At 70.0% G+C, this 17,285-nt stretch carries 15 protein-coding genes and 1 tRNA gene; 11 read left to right on the forward strand and 5 right to left on the reverse strand.

The window, feature by feature from the left end; all coding sequences use genetic code 11:
* Positions 1–19 precede the first annotated feature (19 nt).
* The 3 genes from ASF68_RS13120 to ASF68_RS13130 all read left to right on the forward strand — a co-directional run bounded on the left by ASF68_RS13120 (position 20) and on the right by ASF68_RS13130 (position 4,503).
* The gene (locus ASF68_RS13120; RefSeq protein ID WP_056011029.1) at positions 20–1,534 is read left to right on the forward strand and encodes a hypothetical protein; all 1,515 of its coding nucleotides are present in this window, start codon (positions 20–22) and stop codon (positions 1,532–1,534) included.
* A gap of 72 nt (positions 1,535–1,606) precedes the next feature.
* Positions 1,607–3,097, forward strand: coding sequence for a hypothetical protein (locus tag ASF68_RS13125; protein WP_056011032.1), 1,491 nt, complete (start codon positions 1,607–1,609; stop codon positions 3,095–3,097).
* 23 nt (positions 3,098–3,120) lie between these two features.
* A complete protein-coding gene (locus ASF68_RS13130; protein WP_056011035.1) occupies positions 3,121–4,503 on the forward strand; it encodes an LLM class flavin-dependent oxidoreductase in 1,383 nt (460 codons plus the stop codon).
* Between the two features lie 19 nt (positions 4,504–4,522).
* Here ASF68_RS13130 and ASF68_RS13135 read toward each other — a convergent pair whose 3' ends face one another.
* The 3 genes from ASF68_RS13135 to ASF68_RS13145 form a co-directional block, all read right to left on the reverse strand.
* On the reverse strand, positions 4,523–5,764 hold the full coding sequence (locus ASF68_RS13135; protein WP_056011037.1) for an acyl-CoA dehydrogenase family protein: 1,242 nt from the start codon (positions 5,762–5,764) through the stop codon (positions 4,523–4,525).
* Positions 5,765–5,887: 123 nt separating this feature from the next.
* Positions 5,888–7,150 carry an acyl-CoA dehydrogenase family protein gene (locus ASF68_RS13140; RefSeq protein ID WP_082498614.1) on the reverse strand — a complete coding sequence of 421 codons (1,263 nt, stop codon included), beginning with the start codon at positions 7,148–7,150 and terminating at the stop codon, positions 5,888–5,890.
* Positions 7,147–8,628, reverse strand: coding sequence for an LLM class flavin-dependent oxidoreductase (locus ASF68_RS13145; RefSeq protein ID WP_082498615.1), 1,482 nt, complete (start codon positions 8,626–8,628; stop codon positions 7,147–7,149). The genes ASF68_RS13140 and ASF68_RS13145 overlap by 4 nt, the downstream gene beginning before the upstream one ends.
* A 193-nt stretch (positions 8,629–8,821) precedes the next feature.
* Between ASF68_RS13145 and ASF68_RS13150 the strand changes: the two genes are divergently transcribed.
* The 5 genes from ASF68_RS13150 (at position 8,822) to ASF68_RS13170 (ending at position 11,321) form a co-directional block, all read left to right on the forward strand.
* Positions 8,822–9,358 (forward strand): TetR/AcrR family transcriptional regulator, encoded by a 537-nt coding sequence (locus tag ASF68_RS13150; protein ID WP_056011040.1) that lies wholly within the window; start codon positions 8,822–8,824, stop codon positions 9,356–9,358.
* Complete coding sequence (locus tag ASF68_RS13155) at positions 9,355–9,717, forward strand: multidrug efflux SMR transporter (RefSeq protein WP_056011043.1); 363 nt, start codon at positions 9,355–9,357, stop codon at positions 9,715–9,717. The genes ASF68_RS13150 and ASF68_RS13155 overlap by 4 nt, the downstream gene beginning before the upstream one ends.
* Complete coding sequence (locus ASF68_RS13160; protein WP_200936427.1) at positions 9,714–10,040, forward strand: multidrug efflux SMR transporter; 327 nt, start codon at positions 9,714–9,716, stop codon at positions 10,038–10,040. Before ASF68_RS13155 ends, ASF68_RS13160 begins: the two co-directional genes overlap by 4 nt.
* A 46-nt stretch (positions 10,041–10,086) precedes the next feature.
* Entirely contained in the window at positions 10,087–10,698 is a 612-nt protein-coding gene (locus tag ASF68_RS13165; protein WP_056011046.1) for a GNAT family N-acetyltransferase, read from the forward strand.
* A gap of 107 nt (positions 10,699–10,805) precedes the next feature.
* Complete coding sequence (locus ASF68_RS13170) at positions 10,806–11,321, forward strand: hypothetical protein (RefSeq protein WP_056011049.1); 516 nt, start codon at positions 10,806–10,808, stop codon at positions 11,319–11,321.
* Positions 11,322–11,459: 138 nt separating this feature from the next.
* On the opposite strand, the gene ASF68_RS13175 is transcribed toward ASF68_RS13170, so the two are convergent.
* Positions 11,460–13,145 (reverse strand): hypothetical protein, encoded by a 1,686-nt coding sequence (locus ASF68_RS13175; protein ID WP_056011052.1) that lies wholly within the window; start codon positions 13,143–13,145, stop codon positions 11,460–11,462.
* A gap of 310 nt (positions 13,146–13,455) precedes the next feature.
* Between ASF68_RS13175 and ASF68_RS13180 the strand changes: the two genes are divergently transcribed.
* Positions 13,456–13,528: transfer RNA gene (locus tag ASF68_RS13180), tRNA-Arg, on the forward strand.
* Between the two features lie 143 nt (positions 13,529–13,671).
* Here the strand turns inward: ASF68_RS13180 and ASF68_RS13185 are convergent.
* A complete protein-coding gene (locus tag ASF68_RS13185; protein WP_056011055.1) occupies positions 13,672–14,454 on the reverse strand; it encodes an HNH endonuclease family protein in 783 nt (260 codons plus the stop codon).
* 210 nt (positions 14,455–14,664) lie between these two features.
* Between ASF68_RS13185 and fdhA the strand changes: the two genes are divergently transcribed.
* Positions 14,665–15,885, forward strand: a complete 1,221-nt coding sequence (gene fdhA, locus ASF68_RS13190; RefSeq protein WP_056012001.1) for a formaldehyde dehydrogenase, glutathione-independent — start codon at positions 14,665–14,667, stop codon at positions 15,883–15,885.
* 287 nt (positions 15,886–16,172) lie between these two features.
* Positions 16,173–17,210 (forward strand): AraC family transcriptional regulator, encoded by a 1,038-nt coding sequence (locus ASF68_RS13195; RefSeq protein ID WP_056011058.1) that lies wholly within the window; start codon positions 16,173–16,175, stop codon positions 17,208–17,210.
* Positions 17,211–17,285: the final 75 nt, after the last annotated feature.

Below are 17,285 nucleotides of genomic sequence, written 5' to 3' on the forward strand. Positions count from 1 at the left end.
GGTTCGAGGACGGGGAGCTGTGAGCGACGACGGATCCGGGACGCGGATCGCCGATCCCGAGCCCGACGCGGTGCCGTCCGGGAGTCTGACGCCGGCCGGTCGAGCCGGAGCCGGAAGCCTCGCCGTGTGGCTCTCGCGCATGAGCGCCTACCTGCGACGCAGCGCCGTGCTCGCCGCAGCGACGATCGTCGTGGTCTCCGGAGTCGTCGGTGTCATCGCCGCGTTGGGGATCCTCGACCGGCAGATGGAGTACCGCGACGGCGACGGGTACCGGATCACCGGAGGTGGCAACCCGGCGACCTGGTCCGACGCCGTCTCCTTCTCACCCGCGGGCGAGTGGTACAGCGTCCTCGGCACCATCGGAACGTACCTCTGGTTCGCCCTCGCGGTCGTGCTCCTGCTCGTGCAACCGGCGACCGAGCTCGGCGGACGATGGGCCAGGTCCCGCGGATTCGGTGCGTTCTTCGGACTCGTCCCGGTGGCCGTCGTCGGCCTCGCGATCTGCGTCATCGCAGCGGTCAGGATCGACGGGAGCAATTCGCCCGGTTGGCTCGTGGGTTGGACCTCCTTCGGGACCGTCGTGTGGTTGGCGGTGGTCTACGGGCTGCCGATCCTGCTTGTCGTCGCGGCGATCGTCGGCCTCGCGAGGCTCGCCGACCGCGGGAGACGGCGTCGGTTCCTGCTCGTCCTCGGTGCCGTCCTCGCGGTCGCGGTCCTCGCCGGATCGCTCGGGCTCTTCCGCCCGCCACCGCTCGAGCCGGCGGCCGGTCCGCCCCTCGGTGGGGAGGCCGCGGCGTTCACGCAGGCCCTGGAACCGCTCGACGGCGTGGCGTCCGTCGACGTCCTCGGTGCGGGGGCCACGGTCCTCATGGACGCCGACGCCGGCGCCGACGAGGTGCTCGCCGCCGCCCTGGCCGCGCGTCAGGTCTCGGAGGAGCAGGCCGCCGCAGCTCAGGACGCCAGGGTCCAACCCGCCATCGTCATGGTCGTCCTGGCCCGCGAGTCGAGCGGCACCGATCAGGCCGCCGACGACCCGCAATCGGCGCCCTGGCGGCTGCAGCTCGTCCCCTCCGAGTTCCCGGCGGACACCCTGCCCACCCAGGTGGATCGGTTGCTGCGGGCGGAGGCGCTCGGCATCCAGATGGTCATCACGGGCGATCGGCCGGCGATCACGGTCCCCTCGATCGCCGCGTTGCCGGGCGTCGTCGCGGCCTTGGCCGAGATCGCCCCCGACGGAGCCTACGTCTCGGTCCCCGAACGGTTCTCGATGGTCTTCGACCCGCTCGACCTGAGCCCGGCGATGGTCGACGCGATCGTCGGTGTCGTCGTCGCGAACCCGAACGCCGAGTTCGAGCTCACCGCGCAGCCGAAGCTCTACGTGAACCACGTGACCCCCGAGGCCGCGGCCGCGATCGACGCGATCCTCCGGGACCCGGCGCTCGCCGGGACGAGCCCCTCCGGGTACCCCGCCGAGTACCAGATCCACACGATCGGCCCCGACGGCGACATATACCTCGAGGGCACCTTCGGCTGACGGCCTGCCGGTAACGGCATGCCAGACTGACCGCCAGGGGAGCGCCACTGCGGCGCGTTGAAAGCGGGGACCATGGACGACCGAGGAGCGACGGGCGACGAGCCGAGCGTCGCCGGAACCGACGTTGCGACGTCGAGTACGTCGTTGACGGAGCCTGGCCGTCCGCAGGAGTCCGCCCGTCGCCCGTCCCGCCGCTCCTTTCTGCTCCGCTACCTCTCCCGCTCGCTCGACCTCGCGGTGTCGGCCGTCCTGATCGTCGCCGTCGCCGGCGTCGTCACGACGCTCATCTCCATCATCGGAACGGCGATCCCAGCCGATCAGGCCACCGGCTCGTATGGGCTGGAAGCGCCCATCGTGGCGAACGGGCCGTCCGAGGCGGAGCTCTGGTACCAGATGCTCGGTTCGCTCGGCGGCTGGATCCTCGTCGCCGTCGGGGTCATGCTGCTGCTCGTCCAACCGGTGATGGAGGCGGTCCGTCGGGCGACGCCGTCGCGCGGACTCGCCGTGCTTGCTGCGGTGGCTGCGGTCGCTGTCGCGGGGGTCGGGTTCGGCGTGCTGGCGATGCTCGGGAACCTGCCCTGGATGGTGGTGACGGGAAGTGTGCCGAACACCTCCGGGTCCGCGTTCGTGTTCCTCGTGTTCGGCCTCGTCGTCTACGGCATCCCCGTCCTGATCGTCGCCGCCGTCATCGTGCTCCTGACGTTCGTGATCGGTCGCCGAAGGGTGCGGATCGTGACCAGGGTGCTTGCCCTTCTGGTCGTCGTCGCCGTCATCGTGGCGTCGACCGGAGCGTTCCGCCCACCGCCCGCCCAGGCCGTTGCCGCGGCACAACGTACGGAGGCCATCGACGGCTTCACCGATGCCCTCGCCGACGTCGACGGAGTCGCCGACATTGACGTCGACGGTCACGGCGCGACCGTCACGATGTCGCTCGACGCCGGAGTCGGCCAGGTGCTGGCTGCCGCCAGCGCGGCGAAGCGGGTCGGCGACGACCTCCAGGGCATCGCCATCGTCGTCATCCAGCGCGAGCCCGACCCGACCTCGCCGGCCCAGCAACAGGACCCGCCGCGCGGTCCTTGGCGCGTGCAGCTCGTACCGAGCGACCGCAGCATCGATGAGATCGCCGACCAGCTGCAACGGTTGATGCTGACGGAACGGTTGCAGGTCGACATCGACGTCGACGCTGCCGATGGGACGCCGCGCGTCACCGTCTTCTCCATGCAGGCCTTGCCGGCCGCGGTGCGCGAACTCCGGGAGCTGTATCCGGACGGCGCGTCCTACAGCGTGCAGGACCGCTTCTCGATGGTGGACGATCCGAGTGAGCTGAGCCCGGCGATGGTCGACGCGATCCTCGCCGTCGTCGAGGCCTACCCGGGCGTCGAGATCGAGGTGACGACGCAACCGAAGCTGTGGATCACCGACGTCACGCCCGAGCAGGGCGCGGCGATCGTCGCCATCCTGCAGAACCCGGCGCTCGCCGGAACGAGCCCGTCTGGCTACCCGGTCGATTACTCGATCAGCACCTCCGGCCCCGACCAGGACCTCGAGGGCACCTTCGGCTGACGGCCTGCCGGTAGCGTGAGGGGATGACCTCCGAGCAGCCCACCCGTCTCCAGTTCGGCGCCTTCGTGATGGACACGGGGTCGCACATGCAGCACGGACTCTGGCGGCACCCGGACGCCCGGCAGCACACCTTCGACGACGTGCAGCTCTGGGTCGACCTCGCGAAGACGCTCGAGCGCGGACGCTTCGACACGATCTTCTTCGCCGACGTCGTCGGGGTCTACGGCGGCGCCGGTGCGTCGTTCGACGTGAACGCCCGTGAGGGCATGCAGCTGCCGAGCAACGACCCCTCGATGCTGCTGTCGGCGCTCGCCATCAGCACCGAGCACCTCGGACTCGCCTTCACCTCGTCGATCCTGCAGGAGCACCCGTTCACCTTCGCGCGCAAGATCTCGACGATCGACCACGCCTCGGGTGGCCGGGTCGGCTGGAACATCGTCACGAGCTTCCTCGAGAACGCGGCACGCAACTACGGCCTCGACCGCCTCGTCGAGCACGACGAGCGGTACGCGTGGGCGGAGGAGTACGTCGAGGTCGTCGGCAAACTGTGGGAGGGCTCCTGGGACGACGGCGCACTCCTCGCCGACAAGGCCAGCGGCGTCTTCGCCGACCCGTCGAAGGTGCACCGCATCGACCACGTCGGCGAGCGGTACCGCGTCGAGGGTCCGCACCTGTCGTCGCCGTCGCCGCAGCGCTCGCCGTTGCTGTTCCAGGCGGGTTCATCGGGTGCCGGCAAGGCGTTCGCAGCGAAGGTGGCCGAGGTGCAGTTCATGATGGCGCCGAGCATCGAGGCAGCCAGGGCGTCGGCGGAGTCCACGCGCGCCCTCGTCGCATCGACCGGTCGCGACCCACGCGACGTGAAGTTCTGGCAGGCGATGTCGTTCATCGTCGGCAGCACCGAGGAGGAGGCGAAGCGCATCGAGGCCGAGTACGACGAGTACCTCTCCGCCGACGCGTTCCTCGCGCACTCCAACCTCGGGACGGACCAGGCGACCGGGAAGCCGATCGACCCCGAGACGCCGCTCAAGGACGTCGAGACGCAGGGCGGCCACAGCATGCTCGAGGCCCTCAAGGCCCTGTCACCCGATCGCGAGCCGACGGTGCGCGACCTCGCGAAGCTCACGGCGAAGCTCCGCGGCCGCGTCGTGGGGACGCCCGAGCAGATCGCCGACCACCTCGCCGAGTGGCGGGCCGCGGGGATCGACGGCATCAACGTCGCCAACTGGATGATCCCGTCGAGCTACGAGGTCTTCGTCGACGAGGTCATGCCGGTGCTGCAGGAGCGTGGGCTCGCGCAGCGCGAGTACGCACCGGGCACGCTCCGGGAGAAGCTGTTCGGCGCCGAGCCGACGCTGCCGGAGACGCACCCGCTGCGCGCGTACCGCGGGGCGTTCGCCGGTCGCTGAGGTCGGCGGCCGCGGTGGGCTACTCCGGCTTCGCCGTACCGACGGCCCAGACGAAGGGCGGCGGGGTGCCGTTGATCGACCAGTCGCCGACGATCCGCGTCTTGTAGATCACCGGGTTGTGGGAAGCGACCGTGCGCGCGTTCCGCCAGTGCCGGTCGAGCGCGTTCGTCCGACTGACCGCTGAGGCCCCCAGCGTGTTGAAGAGCAGCGTCGCCGATCGCGGAACGAGCTCCGACAGCACCACCTGCGCCTGAGCCGAACGGATCTCGGCCTCGATGTTCGCGTGCAGGTCGTCCGCGGAGTCACGGTCGGCGGCCGTGATCGATGCCCGCTCGATGGCCGCGGCGACCCCGAGGACCGCCTGCTTCGCGACGAACGCGATCGACGAGATCTCGCCGACGACCGCCTGGATCTGGCCATCGTCCTTCACGAGCGGCGCGAGCCCGTGACTGTAGACGCGGGTGCGGGCGCGGATCTGCTCGCCGGCCTCGCGCTCCACCGCGGCCGCGATGCCCGCGTGCACCGCGATGAGCACGTGCTGGTACAGCGCCGTCTGGTACCGGAAGCGGTCGCTGAACGCGTGCACCTGGTCGGCGTCGACGACGGCGTCCTCGAACACGATCGTGCCGGTGCCGGTGAGCTGCTGGCCGAAGCCGTCCCAGTCGTCGGCGATCGAAACGCCCGGCTGCTCGGTGCGCACCAGGACGGTGACCTCGGTGTCGGGCTGCCCCTCGACGACGAGGCGCGCGGTCGCATCGGTCCAATCGGCGTAGATGCTGCCCGTCGTGTAGAACTTGCGGCCGTTCACGACGTAGCCGCCGTCGCGCTCGGTGACGACCGTGCCGGACACGCCCAGCGCGCCGGAACCGACCTCGCTCCAGGCGTTCCCGACGATCTCACCGGCGACGAAGCGTTCGAGCCACGCCGTGCGGCGGTCGCTCGGCGCTGCGACAAGCTGGTCCTCGACGAGGGCGATGTGGCCGCGGAAGATCTGCGGCAGGTTCGAGTCCGCGGCCGCGAGCTCGATGAGGAGCTCGGTGAACTCAGGGAAGGTGAGGCCCGAGCCACCGAACTCAGTGGGGACGCGGAGGGCGCCGAAACCGGCGGCGGCGAGCTGCCGCACCTCCTCGCGCGGGAGCCGGTGCTCGAGCTCACGCTCGACGGCGCCGGCCTGGATCTCCGCGAACAGCGGGAGGAGGCGCTCGCGGGCGGCCGCGAAGCCGACCGGACGGGCGGTGGAGGTGGTGGGTGCGGAGGACATCTGGTTCCGTTCCGTTGGCGGCTGGGGCCCTTCGACAAGCTCAGGGACCGGTGATGGGGTGCTCAGGGACCGGCGGTCGTCCGGTCCCTGAGCCTGTCGAAGGGCGGGGCAGGGGCGGGTGGCCTAGGTGTACAGCGAGATGGGCTGCAGCTCGCCGTTCAGGTGGTTGGCCCCGACCTCGAGCTTCTTGTAGTCGACCGGGTCGTGGAGGGAGTGCGTGCGCACGTTGCGCCAGAACAGGTCGAGGCCCACGGACGCCTTCGCCGAACTGGAACCGGTGACCTCGAAGATCCGGTTCGAGACCTCGATGCCGAGCTCGGTCGACACGACCTTGAGCTTCGCGATCTCGATGGCGACCGCGCCGCGGTCCGCCGCCGTCACCTCGGCACCGCGGGCGATGATGCGGTCGAACCGGGCGTTGGTGCGGTCCGCGAGCGCTTCGACGGCGGCGATCGACGAGACGAACTCGCCGACGACGCGCTGCACGAACGGGTCGTCGCGGTAGGTCTCGGCGTGGCTGAGGAACCAGGCGTTCTTGCGGGCGCGGACGAGCTCCGTGCCCTGCGCCAGTGCCCCCTCCGCGATGCCGAGGTAGAGGTTGCCGAAGGCGAGCTGGATGCCGGGCGTCACGAGCGAGGAGAACGGTTCGTCGCCGACGGTGCCGAGGATGTCGGCCTGCTCGACGAGGACGTCCTCGAAGCGCACCGAGCCGGAAGCCGACAGTCGCTGCCCGAGTGCGTCCCAGTCGCCGAGGTAGGCGATGCCGTCGCGGTCGTGGTCGAGGACGAACTGGAAGATCGTGCCGTCGTGGTCGCCACCGCGGACCACGGCGTTGACGAGGATGACGTCGCCCGCCGAGGCGCCCGTGGAGAAGCGCTTGAGGCCGTTGAGGCGGAAGGCGTCGCCGTCCTGCGTGAGCGAGAGGTCGGGGTCGGTCGGGTTGACGGAGTCGCCCCAGATCCAGCGGCCCGCCACCGTCTTCCGGTGCCAGTCGGCCTGGGTGGCCGGTTCCGCGGTGAAGCCGATGTTGCCCGCGTTGATGTAGTGGTACGCGAGGAGCTGGCCGATGGAGGCGTCGACGCGCGACAGGATGCGGATGACCCGGAAGGCGCTCTCCCAGTGCCCGCCTCCGCCGCCGAACTCGGCCGGGTCGAGGAGGTTGACGAGCCCGGCGTCGCGGAGGAGGTCGAGTTCGTTCGTGGGGTCGAGGTTGGCGCGGTCGCGCTCGAGGACGTCGACGGCGAGCCGGGTCGCGACCTCGGTGGCGACGGCGTCCCAGTGCGCGAGCTCGGCCTCGTCGGCGTTGCCCGACCAGTACGTGCGTCCTTCGGGGACCTGCCGCCCGGTCACTGAGCCTGTCGAAGTGCTGATCGTGTCGATGCTCATGCTGAAGCTCCTTCGGTGGCGTATGCGGTGTCGTCGGCCGCGTGGGCGGTCGCGGTCTCGGTGTCGAACAGGGACGGCGCGGTGTCGTCGGCGGCACTCGGCCGCCCCGCGTAGGCGCCGCGGTACCGGTGGGCGGGGTGCCACTCGGGGATCACTGGCGAGCCGGTGCCATTGAGGCGCCCACGGAGGGTGCCCTCCGGGTACTCATCCCACACCCGGCCGCGGCGGCGGAGTTCCGGCACGAGGAGGTCGACGACGGCCTCGAACGTGCCCGGCGTGATGACGTAGGCGAGGTTGAACCCGTCGGTGCCGGCCACGTCGATCCAGCGTTCGATCTCGTCGGCGACCGTCGCCGCGCTGCCGACGAACACCGGGCCGATCCCGCCGATGCCGATGTAGTGGGCGATGTCGCGCGGCGTCCACTCGCGGTCCGGGTCGGCGAGCGTGAAGATCGCGAGCGCGGACCGGGCGGCGTCGGTGTCGACGTACTTGAGCGGTTTGTCCGGGTCGAAGGAGGAGAGGTCGAGGCCGGACCAGCCGCCGTAGAGGGTGAGTGCGCCGTCGAGTGAGACGTACTGCTGGTACTCCTCGTACTTCGCCTGCGCCTCCTCGTCGGTCTCGGCGACGATCGCGGTGGCGAGCGTGAGGATCTTGACGCTGTCGCGAGGGCGCCCGAGGGCTTCGGCGCGGTCGCGGATGTCGTCGGTCGTCTTGCGGGTCAGCTCGGGGACGAGTCCGTTGATGAAGACGGCCTCGCCGTGGGTCGCGGCGAACTGGCGGCCGCGGGCGGAGGCGCCGGCCTGGAAGATGACGGGCGTGCGCTGCGGTGACGGCTCCGAGAGGTGGATGCCGGGCACCTGGAAGTGCTCGCCGTGGTGGTCGATGGGGTGGACCTTCGTCGGGTCGGTGTAGACGCCGTTCTCGCGGTCGATGACGACGGCGCCGTCCTCCCACGACCCCTCCCACAGCTTGTAGGTGACGTCGAGGAACTCCTCGCCGATGCCATAGCGGTCGTCGTGCCCGATCTGCTGGGTCAGTCCGAGGTTGCGGGCCGCCGAGTCGAGGTAGGAGGTGACGACGTTCCAGCCGATGCGCCCCTTCGTGAAGTGGTCGAGCGTCGAGAACCGGCGGGCGAGCGCGTAGGGCAGTTCGTAGGTGGACGCGACGGTGACGCCGAAGCCGAGGTGCTCGGTCGCCTTCGCCATGGCGGACACCTGGATGACCGGGTCGCCGACGGGGAGCTGGGCGGAGTCGATGAGCGCGGGTGCCGAGGAGTGCCGGTAGACGTCGTAGATGCCCACGACGTCGGCGATGAACAGGGCGTCGAAGGTGCCGCGCTCGAGGAGCTTGGCGAGGTCGATCCAGTAATCGATGTCGTTGTACCGGTGGGCTTCGTTGGCCGGGTGCTTCCACAGGCCGGGAGCCTGATGGGTGACGCAGCTCATGTCGAACGCGTTGAGGATGATGCGCTTGCTCACAGGGATACCACCGGGTCGTCTCGTCGAGGCTGGGGCCGGCGGCCGGTCACGGCGCCGTCCAGCACGACGGTACTCGCGGGCTCCGAAGCTCGCGAGGGCCCCGAAACAGAGCGTCACATGGTGCGTCGGAACCGCCCCGACGCCCGGCTGCTTCTCAGCATTACTTTACCTTACGTAAGCTAAAGTAACTCGCATGAGACCCAGTGCACGGAACGAGATCCTCGACGCGGCCGTCCGCGTCGTCGACGCCTCAGGCGAGGCGAACATCACCTACGAAGCGGTCGCCCAGGAGGTCGGCCTGACGAAGGCCGGGCTGCGGTATCACTTCCCCTCGCGCGACGCGATGATGATCGCGGTCATCGAGCACGTCGTCGGCCGCTGGCAGCGTGAGCTCGTCGAGGAACTGGGTGGGCCGCTCGAGGAGTCCACCCTCGAGGAGCGGGTGCGGGCCTTCGTCACCTTCGCCGGTGACGGTGGCGCGAGCCAGGGCGAGTTCGTCGTGTTCGCGGAGGCGGTCCGCCGCCCCGAGCTCGCGGCTCCCTGGCTCGAATACCTGCGCACCTGGTTCGGCTTCGGCGAGGACGCCGACGCCACCACCCTGCTCCTCGTCTGGCTGGCCGCGAACGGCCTCTGGATCGCCGAGGCGACCGGCATCATCGACGTCGGACGCGAGCAGCGCGCCGAGCTCGTCGCACGGCTGCTCGCGCTCGCCGGAGGTGGTTCCCGATGAGGAAGTGGCTCATCCTCTCCGCAGCCATCCTGCTGGAGGTCACGGCGACGCTCTCGCTCCGTGGCGCGATCGAGGATCCACGGTGGGTGATCCTCGCGGTGGTCGGCTACTCGGGTTCCTTCGTCGCGCTGTCCCTGCTGCTCCGGATGGGCGTGCCGATCGGTGTCGTGTACGGCATCTGGGCGGCCGCCGGCGTCGCGCTCACCGCGGTGCTCGCCTCCGTCGTGTTCGGTGAGCAGTTCACCCTCCCGATCGGGATCGGCATCGCGATCGTGATCGCCGGGGTCGTGCTCGTCGAGACCGGCCACGGGCCCGACGGGGCGAAACCCGCCGCATCGACCGAGGAGGTCGGCGCATGATCTGGTTGCTCCTGGCCGGTGCCATCGTCACCGAGGTCACCGCGACGCTCTCCCTCCGCGCCTCCGAGGGCTTGCGGAAGAAGCGCTGGATCGCGCCCGTCGTCGTCTCCTACCTCGCGGCCTTCGGGCTCCTCACGATCGCCCTCGCGAACGGGATGCCCGTCGGGATCGCCTACGGCATCTGGGCCGCCTGCGGTGTCGCGCTCACGGCGATCGGTGCGCGCGTGCTGTTCAAGGAAAAACTCACCCCGCGCATGATCGTCGGCATCGGCTTGATCGCCGTCGGCGTGCTCGTGATCGAACTCGGCTCGCAGGCGCACTGACCCGCACCGCTCGTCACCACACCCCCTCCCACCCGAACGGAGTCCCATGTTCACCATCGCCCCCGCCTCGCCCGCCGACCTGGAGGACGCCGCGGCCGTGCTCGCGGCCGCCTTCCGAGAGGACACGGTCACCTCGACGCTCGTCTCCGGTGCTGACCGTGGCCGCCGGCTCGCCCTCCTGTTCGAAGCGATGCTGCGTTCGAGTGCGGCGTCGAGCAGTCGCGTCGACCTGGCCCGACGTGACACGGACGGCGTCGTCCTCGGTGTCGCCGTCTGGGAGACGCCGGACGCACGTCACTCCCTGCTCGACCAGGCGCGGCAGTTGCCGATGTTCGTCCGTGCACTCGGCCTGCGCGGACTTCCCCGAGCCATGCGCCTGCAGCGGACGCTCGCACAGCACCGCCCGGCCGAACCGCACTGGTACCTCGCACAGATCGGTGTGGGCGACGGCGCTCGCGGAGCCGGTGTCGGGGGTGCGCTGCTCGAATCGCGGCTGCGTGCCATCGACGCCGATGCGCTCCCCGCGTACCTGGAGTCGTCGAACGAGCGCAACCGCGCCCTGTATCGGCGGAGCGGGTTCCGGAGTATCGCGTCGATCGCGGGCATCCCGGGCGTGGTGCCGGCCGCGATGTGGCGGGACGTCGTGCGGCCTGCCTGAGCGCGGTCGGGCGGGGTGGGGACCGCTCCCCATTGAGTCGGTGGCCGGTCTGCGCCATCCTCGTCGTGGGTGGAACAGCCCGCAACCGACAGCCTTGGGGGGCTCCTGTGGACAGCAACACGCTCGCGATCATCGCCATGCTCGTCCTGCTCGCCATCGTCGGGTTGGGGGTGTTGAAGGGGCTCGGGCGTCGGAAGATCCGCGAGGCCGGCGAGAGCAAGCAGGCCAGAATCCCCGCGACCCTGCAGGAGTTCGGCCGCTCCGTCATCCTCGGCACCGACGCTGCGAGGGCCGTCGCACTCGTCGAGGGCCTGCCGAAGAGCCGGTTGAAGTCGCTGCGTCCGGGGGTGTGGGGACTGAACCAGATCTCGAAGGAGGACGCCGTCATCGAGGTGTGGCCGGCGGGCTCCGGATCCGAGGTGCTCGTCACCTCGCTCGAGGAGAACTTCGGGTTCCCGCAGGGCCTCGACGGGTGGCAGAAGTTCGCCGCTCAGCTGGAGGCGGCCGCCACGGCGCAGGGTGTCTCCGTCCAGCGTGGTGCGCGTGCCTTCCGCTACCAGCCGGCGCCCGCCAACAGCCTCGACCGCGCGCACTGGGTGCTCGAGAAGGTCGTCGCGCGGTAGCCTCCGGTCGCTGAGCCTGACCCCGGTCCCCGAGCCTGTCGAAGGGCGGTCCGGTGCCCCTCCGGTCCCTGAGCTTGTCGAAGGGCGGAGTCTTCTGGTCCCGGTCCCTGAGCCTGTCGAAGGGCTTGTTCGGGCTTGCTACAGGTTCCCGAGGTACGCCAGGCGCTCGCCGCCGAGCTCGATCGCGAGCGCCCGCTGCCGCTTCACGCGCCGCCATCGCACGATGAACAGGACCGTGCCGACGGCCGCGAGCACGACGCTGACGCCGAGCATGATCGGTCCGGTGGCCCCGAGCTCCTCCGGGTCGACGGACAGCAGCGCGCCCGCGAGGATCCCGACCCCGCCGAGGCAGGTGCCGGCGTACGCTCCGGCCGCGAACAGGCGTGACGCGGGGATCGGTCCGAGGAAGTGCTGCAGGAGGACGGGTGGGAGGCCTCTGCGGCGTTGTTCCGGTCCGCGGCTGTCGAGCCAGTCGAGGGAGAAGCGCTGGGCGATGCTGATCTCGCGGGCGCGAGCGATACCGCCGACGATCCACGCGACGAACGCGAGCAGCGCCGACCCGACCACCGCGACCGCGACGAAGGCGTTGGCGTCGCTCGGCAGGCGGTCGAGGACGCCTTCGGCGATGGCCGCCCCGAAGATCGCGAGCAGGGCGACACCGGCGAGGCCGAAGAGGATCCGGTCGCAGATCTTCCGGAGGGTGCGCGCGCCGATCGTCGCCGGGATGGGCTGGAGGTGGACGACGTCGTCATCGTCGGCGAGCCACGACCGCATCCGGCCCCGGTCCTGCGGTGGGACCCACGACGGGAGCTCGCGCTCGTCGTCCGGGTCGACGCGTTCCGCGTCCCGGTTGCCGAGCGATCCGTTCCGGTCGCCGAGCTTGTCGAGGTGCACCTGGTCGACGACCTGTTCCGCGGCCAGTCGGGCGGGGTCGTCCGGTCGTCGGAACCGGTCGTCGTCGCTGGTGTCGTCCTCGGCCTCCAGCGGGTCGGACTCGTCTTCGACGACCGACCCGTATTGCGGTGCGGGTGGGACGAACGGGGTCGGGTCCGAGTCCGGGGCGTCGGGCGTCGCCGGCGGTGCATCCGCGGCACGGTGCGTGGGGTCGGGCGCCGTGCCCTGCGCGATCCGCGTCGCTTCCTCCCGGACACTCCGGCCGAGCGGCCCGGCGGCCTGCACCACGGCGTCCAGCAGCTTCACGTCGCCCGAAGCCTCCGCTGCCGTGATGCAGTCGGCGATGAACCCGCGTCGACCGATCGTGACGTTCGAGCCCTTCCCGGCGAGTGAGCGGGAGATGCGTTCTCGGCCGACGTCGAGCGGATCCTGGCCGGTGTCGTCGGGGATGCCGCTGCCGGCGATGAGTGCGACGAGTGGCACGAGGTCGGAGGTGGGGAGGCTGCGGAGCCAACCGCCGTTCATGATGATGCGTGCCCGCGCGCCGGTGTCGGTCGTGATGCGGAGACTGAGGACCGGGGTGGTCGCGGCGGGACTGCGGGTGAGGAGTTCGCCGCTTACGATCGACCGGAGCGGGACCGCCTGGCCGCCGAGGAGCGCGGTGCCGCGGACGGCGTCGACGCCGACCGGGCGGAAGGCGCTCGCGAGGTGGAGCAGGCAGATGCCGGCGGTGATGAGGAAGAAGACCGGAATGGTGACGAGTGCCGTGGGTGCGATGTCGAAGATGCTGTCGACGACGCTCCCGGTGATCCAGCCGAGGACGGCGGCGAGGATGCCGGACAGGACCAGGATGAGGACGAGGTTCGACCGGACCGGAGGACGGCCGATCATCGTGTAGCCGTCGACGGTCGGTCCTGATGCTGCGTGCACGTGTCTCCTCCAGCGGGTGGTCGCATCGACTGTTCCATGTCGGTGTCGTTCCTGTCGAGCGCGACGCCCGGGCCCCTGAAGTTGTCTCCGGTCCCTGAGCTTGTCCCCGGTCCCTGAGCCTGTCGAAGGGCCACCCGCCTCCAACCGTGAGCCGGACGCCGCACCCGATCACTCCGGTCCCTGAGCCTGTCGAAGGGCAGCCCACCCCAGCTCCCTGCCCCCGCCGAGGCTCGATTGGCGTCTGGAGCCTCCGTGTTGTAGGCTCTACTTCGGCCTGCCGAGCCGAAGTTCTCTTCTCTCAGCAAGCAATGCGCCCGTAGCTCAACGGATAGAGCATCTGACTACGGATCAGAAGGTTGGGGGTTCGAATCCCTTCGGGCGCACAGTACGGAAAGCGGTCCACTTCGGTGGGCCGCTTTTTTCGTGCCGCGTGACAGCAGGACATCTGCGCGAGAACCGGACGGAATCACGCGAAGCGTCCTGCTCTCGTGCGTTCGTCCTGTTCTCGTGCTGTGGGCGGGTGCGGCTACGCGCCGCAGGTGCCCAGCGTGCTGGTCAGCTCCTGGCGATCGGCGTCGTCGAGCGTGAGGTCGTAGGCCATCAGCACGAGCACGAACCTGGCCGCATACTCGCAGTGCGAGGCGGCGGCCGGCGGCATCCAGTCGCCGGGACCGGAGTCCGACTTCGACGAGTTCGTGGCACCGTCGACGGCCTGCAGGTTGATCGGATCGTTCGCGAACTGCTCCCGCTGCTCCGGCGTCCACGCGTTCCCGCCATGCCGCCAGCCCCACGCCAACGGCACGACGTGGTCGATCTGCACCAGCTGGCTCGACCGCTCGCCACGCTGGAAATCGATCGTCGTCCCCGTGTAGAGGTCGTGCAGCACACCCGTGAGGACGACACAGTCGCGGGTGCCCGGCTTGAAGGTGACCCCGACGAGGTCGCGCGCGAGGACGTCGTTTCGGGTGTCGCAGCCGTTGCGATCGACGTCGGCCCAGCGCTGACCGAACAGCTCCCGGTCGTAACCGGTCGCCACCCGGGAGGCGGTGTCGACGTCGGCGAGCGCGTCCTCGACCGCCGACCCCGAGACGACCAGCTGCCCGGATGCGTCGACGACCGCGAACCCGGCCGCCTCGAGGGAGGCACGGGCGCTCGGGCTGACCGGCGCGGGGACCGGCGCCGCGGACGACAACGACGGCGATGGCGACAGGACACCGCCGAACACCGTCCCGCCGCCGAGCTGCGTGGCGACGAGGACCACGACGGCCGCCAGCAGGGCGACGAGCAACGCCACAGGAGTCTTCTTCATGCTGGGTGTTCTCCTCGGGGTTGCGCCTTCTCAGCGTAGAGGTGGGTGCTGACATGGATAGGTGGGCGCCCTTCGACAGGCTCAGGGACCGGGGTCGCGCCCTTCGACAAGCTCAGGGACCACGGGGCCTGCCGCTGCGGACGAGAGCGGGATAGGGTCATGCAGACACAGGGTGCCCCACACCGGGCGCCCGCGATCAAGGAGGATCACGTGTCAGGTAACAGAGCCGTCGCCTACAAAGCAGCCGGAGTCGTCGAGGTCATCGACATCGACTACCCCACCTTCGAACTGAAGGACGGACCGGGGGTGAACCCGGCCAACGTCGGTCGGAAGGTCCCTCACGGTGCGATCCTGCGAACGGTCGCGACGAACATCTGCGGCTCCGACCAACACATGGTCCGCGGTCGCACCACCGCACCGCCGAACCTGGTCCTCGGACACGAGATCACCGGTGAAGTGGTCGAGGTCGGGCCCGACGTCGAGTTCATCAAGGTCGGCGACATCGTCTCCGTCCCGTTCAACATCGCCTGCGGACGCTGTCGCAACTGCAAGGAACGCAAGACCGGCATCTGCCTCAACGTGAACCCGGACCGCCCCGGCAGCGCCTACGGCTACGTCGACATGGGTGGTTGGGTGGGCGGGCAGGCCGAGTTCGTGCTCGTGCCCTACGCCGACTGGAACCTCCTGAAGTTCCCCGACCGCGACCAGGCGCTCGAGAAGATCATGGACCTCACCATGCTGTCCGACATCTTCCCGACCGGCTTCCACGGTGCCGTCACGGCAGGCGTCGGCGTCGGATCGACCGTCTACGTCGCGGGTGCCGGCCCCGTCGGACTTGCCGCGGCGACCGGCGCGATGCTGCTCGGTGCCGCAGCCGTCATCGTCGGCGACATGAACGCCGACCGGCTGGCCCAGGCCCGGAGCTTCGGCTGCGAGACCGTCGACCTCACCAAGGGCGAACCGGGGGAGCAGATCGAACAGATCCTCGGTGTCCCCGAGGTCGACTGTGCGGTCGACGCCGTCGGCTTCGAGGCTCGCGGCCACGGCGGTGACGCAGGCCACGAAGCCCCGGCGACCGTACTGAACTCGCTCATGGACATCACGGCGGCCGGTGGAGCCCTCGGCATCCCCGGGCTCTACGTGACGGGTGACCCGGGCGGCATCGACGAGGCCGCGAAGAAGGGCGCACTCTCCCTGAGCCTCGGCACGGGTTGGGCGAAGTCACTGTCGTTCACCACCGGCCAGTGCCCGGTCATGAAGTACAACCACGGCCTCATGATGGCGATCCTCCACGACAAGGTCCACATCGCGAAGAACGTGAACGCCACCGCGATCACCCTCGAAGAAGCCCCGCGCGGGTACGCGGAGTTCGACGCGGGAGCGGCCCAGAAGTACGTGCTCAACCCGAACGGCTACCTCGACGCCGCGTAGGCGCCCAGGCTCCGACCGCTCCTGAGCGGTCCGCCGCCCGTACACCCGATCCGCCCTCCGGCCACCGCGCCGGAGGGCGGATTCGCGTTGTCACCGGGAGATCTCGACTACTGATTTTTCGCCAGAACACGTCCTGCAGGGCATCCGCAACAGCGTTGTCTGACGAACAGCTGTGTGAACCGTGAGATTCCCTCCTCACGGTCCGTCTCTCCAATGACGCGGAACACCGGCGGGGCCTTGGGGCCCGTCCCGCGGCGAAGAGATCCCCATCACGCACAAGGACGACCATGCAGCACTCCTTCCTCGCACCAGAAGCAGACCCGGAGCGCGAATCCGACATCACCGGCACCATGCTCGGCAGCACGAGCAGCTCGGTGTCGACGGTGCCGATCCGCAAGGTCACCGTCAGCGGCGACGACCCCGCGACCGCACGTCAGAACTACGAGCGCGCCTACGACGGCAGTCGCTTCACCGTCACCCGCGGTACCGAGCCGTTCTCGTTCCAGTGGGTGTCGATCGGCGACGACCGTGTCTCGCTCCGCACGGCCACGATGAATGGTCACGTCACCGGGGAGACCCCTGGGTTGACGGACTACGTGGTCTCCTGGGTGCAGACCGGCGGCGGATGGATCGTGCGACGTGACGGGCAGCGGATGGAGATCCCGCGATCCCCGTTCGTCCTGCCGTTCCACCGGCCGTACACGGTGCACCTCACCCCGCACCGGCAGAACTCCGTGGTCTTCGCACCCGCCTATCTCGAGGACCTCGCGACGGAGATCCACGCCGGCCCGAGTCAGCAGCTCTCCTTCGACCTCGAGGCGACGCCGACCACTGCGGCGATCGAACGCTGGCGGACCGCGCTGAACGCCTCCACCCCGGTGCTCACCGACGAGGCCGCCCCGCCGTTGCTGCGGATGAACGCTCAGCGACCCCTTGCGCTCGCCCTCCTGCAGCTCGCCCCGTGGGCGGTGTTCGACCTGCCTGAGACGCTCCGCGAACCCTCCATGGCCCGCACCCGCCTCGCGGTCGAATACCTGCACCACCACGCGGCGGAACCGATCACGCCCGCCGACGCCGCGAGGGCCGCGGGCCTCCACACCCGCACCCTGCAACTGCACTGCCGCCGCGAACTCGGGATGTCGCCGACCGCCTACCTGCGGGACATCCGGCTCGGCCGGACGAGGAGCGAGCTGGCCGCGAGCGCCCCGCAGGAGACGACCGTCGGCGAGGTGGCCCGGAAGTGGGGTTTCTCCCACCTCGGACGCTTCTCTTCGGCCTACCGGACGCGCTTCGGCGAGAGCCCGAGCCAGACCCTCCGCGGCTGAGCGAGGGCCTCGCCGCCCGAATATCCAGAAAATGAGTGCTTCGCTCGGAAATCGTCCGCGACCGTGAGGTTCGGG

Origin of the sequence: Plantibacter sp. Leaf314 (genome assembly GCF_001423185.1) — a bacterium.
GTDB lineage: Bacteria > Actinomycetota > Actinomycetes > Actinomycetales > Microbacteriaceae > Plantibacter.

Excerpts from the sequence above, each read along its gene's own strand:
- ASF68_RS13125 (WP_056011032.1), top strand. The coding sequence starts at position 1,607 with ATGGACGACCGAGGAGCGACGGGCGACGAGCCGAGCGTCGCCGGAACC.
- ASF68_RS13130 (WP_056011035.1), top strand. The coding sequence starts at position 3,121 with ATGACCTCCGAGCAGCCCACCCGTCTCCAGTTCGGCGCCTTCGTGATG.
- ASF68_RS13135 (WP_056011037.1), bottom strand. The coding sequence starts at position 5,764 with ATGTCCTCCGCACCCACCACCTCCACCGCCCGTCCGGTCGGCTTCGCG.
- ASF68_RS13140 (WP_082498614.1), bottom strand. The coding sequence starts at position 7,150 with ATGAGCATCGACACGATCAGCACTTCGACAGGCTCAGTGACCGGGCGG.
- ASF68_RS13150 (WP_056011040.1), top strand. The coding sequence starts at position 8,822 with ATGAGACCCAGTGCACGGAACGAGATCCTCGACGCGGCCGTCCGCGTC.
- ASF68_RS13155 (WP_056011043.1), top strand. The coding sequence starts at position 9,355 with ATGAGGAAGTGGCTCATCCTCTCCGCAGCCATCCTGCTGGAGGTCACG.
- ASF68_RS13160 (WP_200936427.1), top strand. The coding sequence starts at position 9,714 with ATGATCTGGTTGCTCCTGGCCGGTGCCATCGTCACCGAGGTCACCGCG.
- ASF68_RS13165 (WP_056011046.1), top strand. The coding sequence starts at position 10,087 with ATGTTCACCATCGCCCCCGCCTCGCCCGCCGACCTGGAGGACGCCGCG.
- ASF68_RS13185 (WP_056011055.1), bottom strand. The coding sequence starts at position 14,454 with ATGAAGAAGACTCCTGTGGCGTTGCTCGTCGCCCTGCTGGCGGCCGTC.
- ASF68_RS13195 (WP_056011058.1), top strand. The coding sequence starts at position 16,173 with ATGCAGCACTCCTTCCTCGCACCAGAAGCAGACCCGGAGCGCGAATCC.